This is a genomic window from Schumannella luteola, from assembly GCF_013408685.1.
Taxonomy (GTDB): Bacteria; Actinomycetota; Actinomycetes; order Actinomycetales; family Microbacteriaceae; genus Schumannella; species Schumannella luteola.
This window is the reverse complement of the sequence record NZ_JACBZY010000001.1, coordinates 849,967-862,330: the sequence shown is the minus strand read 5'-3', so window position 1 is coordinate 862,330 and position 12,364 is coordinate 849,967. Positions and strand designations below refer to the sequence as shown.

11 protein-coding genes are annotated in these 12,364 nt (G+C 71.3%); 2 read left to right on the top strand and 9 right to left on the bottom strand.

All coding sequences use genetic code 11. From position 1 onward, the window contains the following. Positions 1-52: 52 nt before the first annotated feature. The 7 genes from BJ979_RS03870 to BJ979_RS03840 form a co-directional block, all read right to left on the bottom strand. Positions 53-1,849, bottom strand: coding sequence for an FGGY-family carbohydrate kinase (locus BJ979_RS03870; RefSeq protein ID WP_179565358.1), 1,797 nt, complete (start codon positions 1,847-1,849; stop codon positions 53-55). Continuing rightward, the gene (locus tag BJ979_RS03865; RefSeq protein WP_343046764.1) at positions 1,846-2,520 is read right to left on the bottom strand and encodes an L-ribulose-5-phosphate 4-epimerase; all 675 of its coding nucleotides are present in this window, start codon (positions 2,518-2,520) and stop codon (positions 1,846-1,848) included. The genes BJ979_RS03870 and BJ979_RS03865 overlap by 4 nt, the downstream gene beginning before the upstream one ends. Positions 2,521-2,597: 77 nt before the next feature. Further along, complete coding sequence (gene mmsB / locus BJ979_RS03860; RefSeq protein WP_179565354.1) at positions 2,598-3,803, bottom strand: multiple monosaccharide ABC transporter permease; 1,206 nt, start codon at positions 3,801-3,803, stop codon at positions 2,598-2,600. Next, entirely contained in the window at positions 3,800-5,341 is a 1,542-nt protein-coding gene (gene mmsA / locus BJ979_RS03855; RefSeq protein WP_281360912.1) for a multiple monosaccharide ABC transporter ATP-binding protein, read from the bottom strand. Before mmsA ends, mmsB begins: the two co-directional genes overlap by 4 nt. Positions 5,342-5,455: 114 nt before the next feature. Then, positions 5,456-6,580: a multiple monosaccharide ABC transporter substrate-binding protein gene (gene chvE / locus BJ979_RS03850; protein WP_343046588.1), complete on the bottom strand. Its 1,125-nt coding sequence runs from the start codon at positions 6,578-6,580 to the stop codon at positions 5,456-5,458. Positions 6,581-6,761: 181 nt separating this feature from the next. After that, the gene (locus BJ979_RS03845; protein ID WP_179565350.1) at positions 6,762-7,178 is read right to left on the bottom strand and encodes a hypothetical protein; all 417 of its coding nucleotides are present in this window, start codon (positions 7,176-7,178) and stop codon (positions 6,762-6,764) included. A 309-nt stretch (positions 7,179-7,487) separates the two neighbouring features. Then, positions 7,488-8,498, bottom strand: a complete 1,011-nt coding sequence (locus BJ979_RS03840) for a LacI family DNA-binding transcriptional regulator (protein WP_179565348.1) — start codon at positions 8,496-8,498, stop codon at positions 7,488-7,490. Between the two features lie 102 nt (positions 8,499-8,600). Between BJ979_RS03840 and BJ979_RS03835 the strand changes: the two genes are divergently transcribed. Together BJ979_RS03835 and BJ979_RS03830 are read left to right on the top strand one after the other, a co-directional pair. Beyond that, entirely contained in the window at positions 8,601-9,641 is a 1,041-nt protein-coding gene (locus BJ979_RS03835; RefSeq protein ID WP_179565346.1) for an alpha/beta hydrolase, read from the top strand. A 141-nt stretch (positions 9,642-9,782) separates the two neighbouring features. Then, complete coding sequence (locus BJ979_RS03830) at positions 9,783-10,628, top strand: methyltransferase (protein WP_179565344.1); 846 nt, start codon at positions 9,783-9,785, stop codon at positions 10,626-10,628. Positions 10,629-10,635: 7 nt separating this feature from the next. Here BJ979_RS03830 and BJ979_RS03825 read toward each other — a convergent pair whose 3' ends face one another. Then, positions 10,636-10,980 carry a TraR/DksA family transcriptional regulator gene (locus tag BJ979_RS03825; protein ID WP_179565342.1) on the bottom strand — a complete coding sequence of 115 codons (345 nt, stop codon included), beginning with the start codon at positions 10,978-10,980 and terminating at the stop codon, positions 10,636-10,638. A gap of 169 nt (positions 10,981-11,149) precedes the next feature. Continuing rightward, positions 11,150-12,319 carry a WxL protein peptidoglycan domain-containing protein gene (locus BJ979_RS03820; RefSeq protein ID WP_179565339.1) on the bottom strand — a complete coding sequence of 390 codons (1,170 nt, stop codon included), beginning with the start codon at positions 12,317-12,319 and terminating at the stop codon, positions 11,150-11,152. Positions 12,320-12,364: the final 45 nt, after the last annotated feature.

Here is a 12,364-nt window from a genome sequence, read left to right as displayed (position 1 = left end):
CGCGCGGTCGAGAGGCGCCGTCGAGACGCGCGGTCGGGTCGCGCGGCCCCGCTCAGATCGCGACGACGGCGGCGCGCTCGATCGCCAGCCCGGCGCGGTAGCGCTCGAGCCAGGCGGCGTAGCCGGCGACCTCGGCGGGGTCGGGTCGGACGACCTCCGGGTCGACGGCCGCGAAGACGTGCCCGCGCAGCCAGTCGGCGAGCGCGGGGCGCGACGACGCGGCACCGGATCCGGCGGCCGCGCCCGCGGGTCGGCGTCCGCCGTCGCTCAGCGAGTCGGCGTCGCCGCCCGACTCGGCCGCATACAGCGCGAGCAGCGCGACGCCCCAGGCTCCGCCCTCGGCCGCGGTGTCGGCGACCGCGACGGGCGCGTCGAGCGCCGCCGCGAGCACGCGCTGCGCGACGCCGGCCGTGCGGAAGATGCCGCCGTGCGCCTGCATCCGCTCGATCGCGACGCCCTCATCCGCGAGCACCTTCATGCCGAGCGCGAGCGTGCCGAAGACGCCGTAGAGCTGGGCGCGCACGAAATTGCCGAGCGTGAGGTCGCTATCGGGGGCGCGCACGACGAGCGGACGCCCGGCGTCGAGACCGGCGATCGGATCGCCGGCGAGGTGGTTGTAGGCGAGCAGGCCGCCCGCCGCGACGTCGGACCGCGCGGCCTCGCCGAGCAGGGCCGCGAAGACCGCGTCGGCGCTGACCGTCGAGGTCGCGGCGGCAGCGCCCGCGCCCGCGGCACCCGAAGCACCCGCCCCGAGCACCTCCGCGAACCGCCGGAACACCGCCGCCCACGCGCCGAGCTCACTCGCGCCGTTGTTGCAGTGCACCATCGCGACCGGGTCTCCGGCGGGCGTGGTGACGACGTCGATCTGCTCCAGCGGACGGGCGAGGGAATGCTCGAGCACGACCATCGCGAACACGCTCGTGCCCGCGCTGACGTTGCCGGTGCGCGGTGCGACGGCGTCGGTCGCGACCATGCCGGTTCCCGCATCCCCCTCGGGCGGGCAGAGCAGCGCGCCGGGCTGCAGGCGTCCGCTCGGGTCGAGCAGCGCGGCGCCGGCGGCGGTGAGCGCGCCGGCGTAGGCGCCGGCGGGGAGAGGATCGGGCAGCAGCTCGCGCACGCTCGCGGTGAGCCCGACGCCGCTCTTGTCGGCGGCGCGGGCGGCGAGCTCGTCGCAGCGGGCGAGCATCGCGGCGTCGTAGTCGCCGGTCGTGGCATCGATCGGGAACATGCCCGAGGCGTCGCCCACGCCGAGCACCCGTCGCCCGGTTAGCCGCTCGTGCACATGCCCGGCGAGCGTCGTCAGGTGCGCGATGCGCGGCACGTGCGTCTCGCCGTCGAGCACGGCCTGGTGCAGGTGCGCGATCGACCAACGCAGCGGGATGTTGACCCCGAGCTCGGCGCTGAGCTCGCGCGCCGCGGGGCCCGTGCTGGTGTTGCGCCAGGTGCGGAACGGCACGAGCAGCTCGCCGTCGGCACCGAAGGGCAGGTAGCCGTGCATCATCGCCGAGACCCCGATGGCGCGCACGCGCGTCAGCTCGACGTCGGCGCCGTAGCGGCGACGCACGTCGATCGCGAGGGCCGCCACGGCATCCTGCAGGCCGGTCCAGACGGCGTCGAGGGAGTAGGTCCAGACGCCGTCGACGATCTGGTTCTCCCAGTCGTGCGCGCCGGTGGCGAGCACCTCGGTCGGCGTCGCGCCGATCAGGCAGGCCTTGATGCGGGTCGAGCCGAGCTCGATGCCGAGCACGGCGCGGCCGTCGGCGATCGTCGCGGCGGCGGCACTCACGGCAGAAGGGGCGGCAGCGCCGGCGGATGCGGCGGTCGGCACCGGCGAGTCGGATGCGGTCATCGGCGGTCGTCCCCGTCCTGTCCGTAGACGTTCTGGTAGCGGGCGTAGAGGTGGTCGATGCGGTCCTGCGGAATCGGGATGAGCGGCCCGGCCTCGCGCGCGAGGTGCACCGAGCGCGCCGCGTCTTCGCACATGACCGCGGCCTTGACCGCGTCGCGCGCGCTCGCGCCGATCGTGAACGGACCGTGGTTCTGCATGAGCACGGCGCGCGAGCGGTGGCCGCGCAGCGTCTCGACGATGCCGCGGCCGATCGAGTCGTCGCCGATCACGGCGAAGGGTCCGATCGGGATGGGCCCGCCGAACTCGTCGGCCATGCCGGTGATGACGCAGGGGACCTCCTCGCCCCGCGCCGCCCACGCGACCGCGTACGTCGAGTGCGTGTGCACGACCCCGCCGACCTCGGGCATCGCCCGGTAGACGTAGGCGTGCGCCGCCGTGTCGCTCGACGGACTCCGCGAGCTGCCGACGCTGCCCGGCACCACGGCGCCATCCAGGTCGCACAGCACCAGGTCGTCGGCGGTCAGGTCGTCATAGGAGACGCCCGAGGGCTTGATGACGAAAAGGTCGGCGCCGGGCACCCGGCCCGAGACGTTGCCGCCGGTCCACACGACGAGGCCGTAGCGCACGAGCTCGGCGTGCAGCGCGGCGACCTCGGCGCGCGTGCGCTCGATCGCCGCGGCGAGCGCCGCATCCGCGCCGACAGCGTCCTCGCCCGCCGAGCCCGGCGCCTCCCCCTCCGTCACGCCGATCACTTCCCGCTGCGGCGCTTGTTGTAGACGTCGAAGGCGACGGCCGCGAGCAGCACGAGGCCCTTGATCAGCGACTGGAACTCGGTGCCGACGCCGAGGATCGACATGCCGTTGTTGAGGATGCCGATGATCAGACCGCCGATGATCGCGCCCGTCACCCGGCCGATGCCGCCGGTGACGGCTGCGCCGCCGATGAAGACGGCCGCGATCGCATCCAGTTCGAAGCCGTCGCCCGCCTTCGGGTTGGCGAGGTTCAGCTGCGCGGTGAACACGAGCCCGGCGAGCGCCGACAGCACGCCCATGTTGACGAAGAGCAGGAAGGTGACCCGCTGCGTCTTCACGCCCGAGAGCGCGGCCGCGTTGAGGTTGCCGCCGATCGCGTAGATGTGGCGGCCGAACACGCTGCGGGCCATGACCGCCGAGTAGGCGACCACGAGCACGGCGAGGATGATCAGCACGATCGGGGTGCCGCGGTAGCTGGCGAGCAGGAACGCGACGAGCAGGATCAGCACGGTCGTGAACGCCGTCTTCGCGATGAACCAGGGCATCGGCTCGTCTTCGACGTTGTAGCGGCGACGCACCAGGCGGCCGCGGATGCCGGCCGCGATCAGCGCGACCGCCGAGAGGATGCCGAGCACGATCGTCATCGGCTCGACGAAGCTGACGCCGCCGCCGAGGTCGGGCAGGAAGCCCGATCCGATCGCGCGGAATCCGTCGGGGAAGGGCGAGATCTGCTGGTTCTGCAGCGTGATCTGGGTCAGGCCGCGGAAGGTCAGCATGCCCGCCAGCGTCACGATGAAGGCGGGGATCTTGAAGTAGGCGATCCAGAAGCCCTGCCAGCATCCGATCAGCGCTCCCAGCACGAGGCAGAGCACCGCGGCCACCGGCCAGGGGATGCCCCACTTCGTGATCATCACGCCGGCCATCGCGCCCGTGAAGGCGACGACCGAGCCGACGCTGAGGTCGATGTGGCCGGCGATGATCACCATCACCATGCCGATCGCGAGGATCAGGATGTAGCTGTTCTGCACGACCAGGTTCGAGACGTTGATCGGCTTGAGCGTGATGCCCTGCGTCGCCACCTCGAAGAAGACGACGATGACGATGAGCGCGATGAACAGGCCGATCTGACGCAGCTGCCCCGCAAGGAAGCGGCTCGCTCGCTGCAGCACGCCGGTCTGCGGCGCGGGAGTGGTGGCGGTCACAGGTGGTCCTTCTCTCGTTCCTGCGTCATGTGCTGCATCAGCCGCTCGGCGGTCGCGTCCTCGCGACTCAGCTCGGCGGTGATGCGGCCCTCGGACAGCGTGTAGATGCGGTCGCAGATGCCCATGAGCTCGGGCAGCTCAGATGAGATGACGATGACGCCCTTGCCCTCGTCGGCGAGCCGGTTGATGATTCCGTAGATCTCGTACTTGGCCCCGACGTCGATGCCGCGGGTGGGCTCGTCGAGGATGAGCACGTCGGGGTTCGCGTACATCCACTTCGACAGCACGACCTTCTGCTGGTTGCCGCCGCTGAGCTTGCCGGTGACCGCCTCGACGGTGGGGGCCTTGATGTTCATGCTCTTGCGGTAGCTCTCGGCGACGACGACCTCGCGGCTCTCGTTGACCCATCCCATGCGCGCCAGCGATGTCAGCGCCGAGGCGGAGATGTTGTGGCGGATGTCGTCGATCAGGTTGAGCCCATAGCGCTTGCGGTCTTCGGTGGCGTAGGCGATGCCCGCCTTGATCGCGGCCGAGACGGTATTCGTCTTCACCTCGACGCCGCGTTTGAGCACGCGGCCGCTGATGCCGACGCCGTAGCTGTGGCCGAAGACGCTCATCGCGAGCTCGGTGCGGCCGGCGCCCATGAGCCCGGCGATGCCGACGATCTCGCCCTCGCGCACGGTCAGGTTCGCCTCGCGCACGACGACGCGGTCGTGGTCGATCGGGTGGTGCACCGTCCAGTCCTCGATGCGCAGCAGCTCGGGCCCGACGTGCGGCTCGTGGTCGGGGAAGCGGCTCTCGAGGTCGCGGCCGACCATGCCGCGGATGATGCGGTCCTCGCCGAGCAGCTCATCCATCTCGAGCGTCTCGATGTTGCGGCCGTCGCGGATGATCGTGACGGCGTCGGCGATCGCTTTGATCTCGTTGAGCTTGTGGCTGATGATGATCGACGTGATGCCCTGTTTCTGCAGCTGACGCAGCAGATCGAGCAGGTGCTCGGAGTCGCTGTCGTTGAGCGCCGCCGTCGGCTCGTCGAGGATGAGCAGCTTCACCTTCTTCGAGAGCGCCTTCGCGATCTCGACCAGCTGCTGCTTGCCGACGCCCAGCTCGCTGATGCGAGTGATCGGGTTGTCGTTGAGCCCGACGCGGGCGAGCAGCTCGGCCGCCTCGCGGTTCGTGCGGTTCCAGTCGATGAAGCCGAAGCGCGAGCGCTCGTTGCCGAGGAAGATGTTCTCGGCGATCGAGAGGTAGGGGCTCAGCGCGAGCTCCTGGTGGATGATCACGACCCCCGCATCCTCGGAGTCGTTGATGTTCTTGAACGCGACGCTCTCGCCGTCGAAGACGATCTCGCCGTCGTAGCTGCCGTGCGGGTAGACGCCCGACAGCACCTTCATGAGCGTCGACTTGCCGGCGCCGTTCTCGCCGCAGATGGCGTGGATGCTGCCGCGCTCGACGTCGATCGAGACGTCGCGCAGGGCGAGCACGCCGGGGAAGCTCTTGGTGATGCTGCGCATCTCGAGGATGTTGTCGGCCAACATCGGTCCTCTCCGTCGAGGGTTGCGATCTTCGGATGGTGCGGGGGGGTGGTGCCGGAAAGCGAGGTCGGGCGGGTGAGCGCACGTGCAGGGCGCGCTCACCCGCCATCCACTCGCTTACTTCAGGTCGGACTCCTTGTAGTAGCCGCTGTCGACGAGCACCTTCTTGTAGTTCTCCTTGGTGACCGTGACCGGCTGGAACAGGAAGGTCGGAACGACCTTGACCTTGTTGTCGTAGCTCTTCGTGTCGTTGACCTCGGGCTTCGTGCCCGTGAGCAGGTCGTTCGTCATCTTCACGGCCTCGTCGGCGAGCTGACGGGTGTCCTTGTAGATGGTCGAGTACTGCTGGCCGGCGATGATCGACTTCACCGAGGCCGCCTCGGCGTCCTGGCCGGTGATGATCGGCAGCGCGTCGGTGGCGTAGCCGGCGCTGGTCAGCGCCGAGATGATGCCGATCGAGAGGCCGTCGTAGGGCGACAGCACGCCGTCGACCTTCTTGCCGCCCGAGTAGGTCGAGGCGATGAGGTCCTGCATGCGCTTCTGCGCCGTGGCCGGGTCCCAGCGCAGCGTGGCGACCTGAGTGAAGCCGGTCTGGCCGCTGCCGACGACGAGGGTGCCGTCGTCGATGTACTTCTTCAGGGTGTCCATCGCGCCGTTGTAGAAGAAGGTCGCGTTGTTGTCGTCGGCGCTGCCGGCGAAGAGCTCGATGTTGAACGGACCCTTCTCGCCGGTCTCCTTGCCGTCGGCGTCGAGGATGCCGAGGCCGGTGAGCAGGCTCGTCGCCTGGTCGACGCCGACCTTGTAGTTGTCGAAGGTCGTGTAGTAGTCGACGTTCTTGTTGCCGTTGATGAGGCGGTCGTAGGCGATGACCTTGACGCCCTGCTCGGCGGCCTGGTCGAGCTGATCGCTCAGCGCGGTGCCGTCGATCGAGGCGATGACGAGGATCTTCGCGCCCTTGGTGAGCATGTTGCTGATCTGCTGCACCTGCTGGGGGATCTTGTCGTCGGCGTACTCGAGGTCGACCTTGTAGCCGAGCTTCTCGAGGCCCGACTTGACCGCGTTGCCGTCCTTGATCCAGCGCTCCGAGGTCTTGGTCGGCATGGCGACCCCGACGAGGGCGCCCTTGTTGTCGCCGCTGCCGGCGTTGTCGCCGCCGGTGCCGCCACGGCCTCCGGAGCAGGCGGCCAGGCTGACCGCGACGCCCAGCGCCGCGGCGCCGAGCAGGACCTTCTTGATGTTCACGGTGTTCCTTCCTTGGATGACGGCTGTGTCATCGCGGGGTGGGTGGCCCGGGCCGGCTGTGCGGCGGGGGCCGTGTGGCTGAGGTGGTGCGGGATGGTGCTGGTGGGTCGAGCTGGTGGTGCTGAGTCGTGCGGGTCGGTGGTTCCGGTGGTGGGGCCGTTCAGGTGAGAGGCAGGGAGGCTCAGGTCGGGGGATGCGCGGCGGCGCGGTCGCGCAGCTCGCGCGCCGAGCCGGCCGCGTCGACCGCGGCATCCAGATCGGCGCCGGCGATGCGCAGCTCGCCCGACTGCACGAGCGCGCCGAGCGCGGCGTCGGCGCGGTAGCGACGGGCGTGGTCGGCGAGGGCGACGTCGTCGACCTCACCGCCGGGGGTGTGGGGCACGACGGTCGCGTCGTCCTGCGCGAGCACGAAGCCCTCGGGCCCGTGCGGCGCGACGCCGTCGGGGGTGATCAGGAACAGCGCCTCGTCGGCGACGCGGGCGCTCACGCGGTCGCCCGCATCCAGCACTCCGGCGTCGCGCAGTCGCGCGTCGGCGGCGGCGATCGCCTCGCGGGTGCGGGCCACGGCGACCTCGAGCTCAGCGGCGCGGGCGGTCATGCGCGGCGGCTCTCGCGGGCGGGGGTGGTGCGACTCTGCACGGGGCGACTCCGGTGTCATCCGTTCATGTGACCGTTCACATGAGGTGGTGAGACTGTACCGCTGAAACGGTCACATCCGTCAAGGGGCAGTTTTCGGGATGACCGTCTCAAGGAGTTGCTGTGACTCGCGTGATTGGTGAGCATCATCCGCCGCACCAGCTACAGCAACTCCTTGAGATCGTCAGGATGCGCCGATGCAGGACGCGCGGACTGCTCACGCAGCGGCCGGGCGATGTGCTCGCCGATCAGGCTCGGGCTCGCGCCGGCCTCAGCGCCGCGGCGGGGCGGTGGAGGCGCGCAGCACGAGCTCGGGCGGCACCATCGAGTGGTCGGCGCGCTCCTCGCCGCGCAGCTGCGCGAGCAGCAGCGACAGCGCCCGACGGCCCAGTTCGGGGAAGTTCTGGCGCACCGTCGTCAGCGGCGGCGCGAAGTGCGCGGCCTCGGGGATGTCGTCGAAGCCGACGATCGAGATGTCGCCCGGAACATCCAGCCCCATGTCGCGACAGGCGTGCTGCAGCCCCAGCGCCATCTGGTCGTTGCCGGCGAACACGGCGGTGAAGTCGCGCACGCGCAGCAGCTCGAGCCCGGCGTAGTAGCCGAAGGCCGACGACCAGTCGCCGAGGATCGGCGCGCGGGTGCGCAGGTCGTGGGCGTCGAGCTCGCGCAGGTAGCCCTGCATGCGCGCCTCCGCCTCGATCCAGTCCTGCGGACCGGCGATGTGCAGGATCTCCTCGTGCCCGAGCTCGATCAGGTGCCGGGTGGCGACCCGCGCGCCCTCGACCTGGTCGACGCTGAGACTGCTCGGCGCATCCGAGATCGCCGCCGACTCGAGCGTCACGACCGGCACCGAGAGCCCGAGCGCGCGCACCGCCTCGAACACCCGCACCTGCGGAGCGACCACGACCAGCGCCTCGACGCCCTGCCCGAGCAGGTACTCGACGCTCGCGGCGACCGAGGCGTAGTCGCTCGACGCCGGGCTCGTGATGCTGATGCGGTAGCCGGCCTCGCGCGCGGCCGCCTCGATCGAGGTGATCGCCGTCGCCGGGCCGTAGTAGGCGGTGGATGCCGACAGCAGTCCGATCGTGCGCGAGCGCCCGGCGACGAGGGCGCGGGCGGCCGGGTTGGGCCGGTAGCCGAGCTCGGCGATCGCCGCCTCGACGCGCTGCCGCGTCTCGACCCGGATGCTCGGACTGTCGTTGAGCACCCGGCTGACCGTCTGATACGACACCCCGGCGACGCGCGCGACGTCCCTGATGTTGGGCGCGCGCACCGGATCCATGTTCCGAAGGTTAGTGCGCGCGGTGGGCGCACTCCTGCGGCGGGTCGTGCCCGAACTGGCGCGGTCGGGTCGCTTCCGAGCTGACATCGCTACGGTCACGGGATGTCGATCGACGGCGGCCAGCGCGCATCCCTCCCCGAACCTGCCGCAGCCGGCGCGCCCGGTCGGGTCAGCGTCGAGGCGGATGCCGTCGCGGGCCCGCACGGACCGGTCGCCGTGCGTCGCTACTCGCCGCCCTCCGGCGTCGCGCCGCTCGCGCCTCCGCTGGTCTGGCTGCACGGCGGCGCCTTCGTCTCGGGCGGGCTCGACCAGCTCGAATCGCACGCCGTCGGCCTCGAGCTCGCCGCGCGCGGCATCCCGGTCACGACGGTCGACTACCGACTCACCGGGCGCACGAGCTTCCTGCGGCCGTCACCGCGAGCGCGCGTCGTGCGGCATCCGACCCCCGTCGACGATGTGGCGGCGGTGCTGGCGGATGCGCGGCGTCGGTCGCTCGACGCAGTGCCCGGGTCGCGGCCGGGCGATGCGGCGGATGCCCGAACGGAAGCCGGATCGGACTCGGCGGCGAGCGCCGGGGTGCTGATCGGCGGTGCGAGCGCCGGTGCCTGCCTGGCCGCGGCGGCCGCGCTGGAGGTCGTGACGGCCGAAGCGCAGTCGTCGAACGCACGATCGCCGGAGTCGGGACGGGGTGACGCGGGCGCCGCCGCATCCGCCTCGTCCGACCTCGCGACGGCGCCGATCCGCGGGCTCCTGCTCGCCTACGGCGTCTTCCACGCTGCCATGCCGCCGCGCTCAGCCGAACTGCGCTCCCGGGTCACCGGATACCGCCGCTTCACGCACACGCCCCGCGCGTACGGGCTGATGACGCGCAACTACGCCGGGTCGCGCGCCGCCCTGGCCGACCCGCGCGCGTTCCCCGGCGGGCATCCCCTCGCCGGCCTCCCGCCGACGCTCATGCTCGACGCCGACCGCGACGTGCTCCGCGCCTCCGGCGAGCGCTTCGCCGCCGAGCTCGCCGAGCACGCGGTGCCGCTGGAGCGGCACGTGCTGCCCGGCAGCACCCACGCGTTCCTGCACCGCCCGGCCGACCCCGACTTCGGCCGCGGCATCGACCTCATCGCCGACTGGGCCGCGCGCCGCTGAGCTGCACGCCTCGGCCAGCGTTCGCTGACTCGCTTGCCTCCGAGCCCGGCATCGGCGACCCTGGAAGGCTGCCCTCCGATGGCGGCGGCCTCGCGACGAACCGGTCGCCTGAGCATCCACCACCCGCCGAGGAGGCAGACCGTGCCCGCCGAACAGACCGCCGAGCAGATCGCCGCGAACATGCGCAACTGGGATGAGCGGGTCGCCGACCACGTGACGGCCTACGGGGCCGAGGCCTTCGCCGACGATCCCAACGCGATCGGGCTCGACGTCGAAGTCGCGCTGCTCGCCCCGCACCTGCCCGGAGGCACGGTCGCCGGGCTCGACGTGGTGCACCTCCAGTGCCACATCGGCACCGACACGATCAGCCTCGCGCGGCGCGGGGCCCGTGTCGTCGGAACCGACCTGTCGGGCGAAGCCGTGGCCACCGCAACCGCGCTCGCCGAGCGCGCCGGCATCGACGCGACCTTCGTGCAGGCTGCCAACGAGGATGCGCCCGATGCTCTCGGCCGCACCTTCGATCTCGTCTACACGACGGTCGGTGTGCTCACCTGGCTGCCCGACCTCGCTGTCTGGGCTGAGGCGATCGCCCGACTGCTGAAGCCCGGCGGCGCGCTCTTCCTCTACGACGGGCATCCGTTCCTGTACACCTTCCAGTTCGATCGCGACGACGACCAGCTCGTGATGACCGAGCCGTACTTCGCGCTCGCGGCCGACGCACCGCGCCGCTTCGACGACGGAACCACCTATGCGAGTGCGAGCCGCATGAGCAACGCGACGACCTACGAGTGGCCGCATCCGCTGTCGGAGATCTTCGGAGCGCTGCTCGGCGCCGGACTGCAGATCGAGGCCTTCGACGAGCACCGATCGATGCCGTGGCGGGCGCTGCCGTCGATGGGATGGCGTGAGGGCGGGTTCCGCCTGCCCGACGGTGCTCCCGATGCGCCGCTGATGTTCTCGCTCATCGCGCGGCGCCCCGCGGACTGACGCCAGGTCAGCGGCGGGCGAGGCGGTCGGTGCAGGCGACGCAGAGCGTGCGGGCCGGGCGGCGTTCGAGCTGCGGCTCGGGGATGGGCTGCCCGCAGCGGGCGCACACGCCGTAGGTGCTGGATGCGACGCGGGCGTCGGCCGCATCCAGCTCCGCCAGCTCGGTCTCGAGCTCGGCGCGGGTGCCCTCGAGCCGCGACCACTCGTGCGTGAGGGTGAAGCCCTCGGGGTCGTGCTCTTCGTCGGTCCACTCGCCGCGGGCGGCGCGGATGCTCACCAGCTCGCGCTCGACGGCATCCCGCTTCTCGAGCACGACCGCGCGGCGGTCGGCGATGAGCGCGCGGGCATCCATGCCCTCAGTGTGCGCCGCGCCGCCGACACCGCGCCGACCTCTTCGCAATTCAGGATCCGATCCAGCACAATTCAGGATCGGGCTCCGATTCCCACCGATTTCGATCCCGATTCGCCGTCGGATCCTGAATTGCGAGACCCGAATCGGGAGAACTCAGCCAGCTGCGCGGTCAGTCCTTGCCCGAGCCGACGGGAACCGCCGCCGTCTCGTCCTCCGACGCCGATTCCTCCGATTCCTCCGGCTCCTCGACCGCGGCCCCGCCCTTCTTCGCCTTCTCCGCGGCGAGCGCCTTCTCGACGGCCTCCGCGACGCGGTCGTCCTCCCGCGACTTCGCGACCGCGACGACCCGGCGGCGGCGACGCAGCAGGAACACCACGAGGGCGGCGATCACGAGGATGACGACGAGCAGCGTCCACGGCACGGCCTGCCCGACGATGGTCTGCTCGACGTCGGCGAGCGGCGTGGTCGACTTGGCCGCGTCGACGACGAGCGGCGTGACCTTCACGGTGCCGAACAGCGCGAACACCGCGGGCACGTCGTGACCGGTCAGCTTCACATCCCAGCTGTCGCCGGGCAGCAGCTGCGGCGGCTCGGCGACCTCGCCGAGCGACACCGGGAACCAGCCGAAGGGCCCGGTCAGGGTGACTTCCTGGTGCGCCGACAGCACGGCGTTGCCGGTGTTGTGCAGCGTGTACTGCACGGTCGCGTCGCCGCCCGCGAAGGGGTTGAGCCCGCCGCCGTACGACACGGATCCGTTCTCGATCGCCAGCGACGGGGTCAGGTCGCCTCCGACGCGGATCGACATCTTCACGCCGAGGCGGCGGTCGACGTTGATGCCCTGGTCGGCGTCGGGCTGGGTGAGCGAGGTCACGATGCCGCCCACGTAGTCGCCCGGCGTCGCGTTCTTCGGAACGCTGACCGTGAACGGCACCTCGACGGTCTGCCCGGGCTGCACGACGACGCGGTCGCTCTTCGGCACGGCCCAGAGGCCGAGGTTCTTCGACTTCTCGACGGCGGCGAGGATGTCGAACTGGCCGCTGTCGGTCGTGTAGCCGTCGGCGGCGTACACGCCCAGGTCGAGCGCCTCATCCCCCCGGTTGGCGACGACGAGGGCGTCGTCGACCTTCTCGCCGGGCGTGATCGTGTAGCCGTAGGCGGTGCGGTCGGCGCCGAAGTCGTTGGCGGCGGTGCGCACGGTCCAGGTGACGTCGTCGTCGGCGGCGTGCGCGGCGGAGGCCGGCGCGAGTGCCGCGGCGGCGCCGGCGGCGAGCAGCGCGGCGAGTCCGGCGGCGGCGAGACGGATGCCGGCGCGGCGGGCGGGGCGGATGGACGCGGTCATGGCGTGATCCTCGGGAAGTCGGTGGGGGAGGGGAGTTCAGGGGAG

Coding starts and splice junctions, on each gene's coding strand:
- BJ979_RS03835 (WP_179565346.1), top strand. CDS start 8,601: ATGTCGATCGACGGCGGCCAGCGCGCATCCCTCCCCGAACCTGCCGCA.
- BJ979_RS03845 (WP_179565350.1), bottom strand. CDS start 7,178: ATGACCGCCCGCGCCGCTGAGCTCGAGGTCGCCGTGGCCCGCACCCGC.
- BJ979_RS03870 (WP_179565358.1), bottom strand. CDS start 1,849: ATGACCGCATCCGACTCGCCGGTGCCGACCGCCGCATCCGCCGGCGCT.
- mmsA (WP_281360912.1), bottom strand. CDS start 5,341: ATGTTGGCCGACAACATCCTCGAGATGCGCAGCATCACCAAGAGCTTC.
- BJ979_RS03840 (WP_179565348.1), bottom strand. CDS start 8,498: ATGGATCCGGTGCGCGCGCCCAACATCAGGGACGTCGCGCGCGTCGCC.
- BJ979_RS03825 (WP_179565342.1), bottom strand. CDS start 10,980: ATGGATGCCCGCGCGCTCATCGCCGACCGCCGCGCGGTCGTGCTCGAG.
- BJ979_RS03820 (WP_179565339.1), bottom strand. CDS start 12,319: ATGACCGCGTCCATCCGCCCCGCCCGCCGCGCCGGCATCCGTCTCGCC.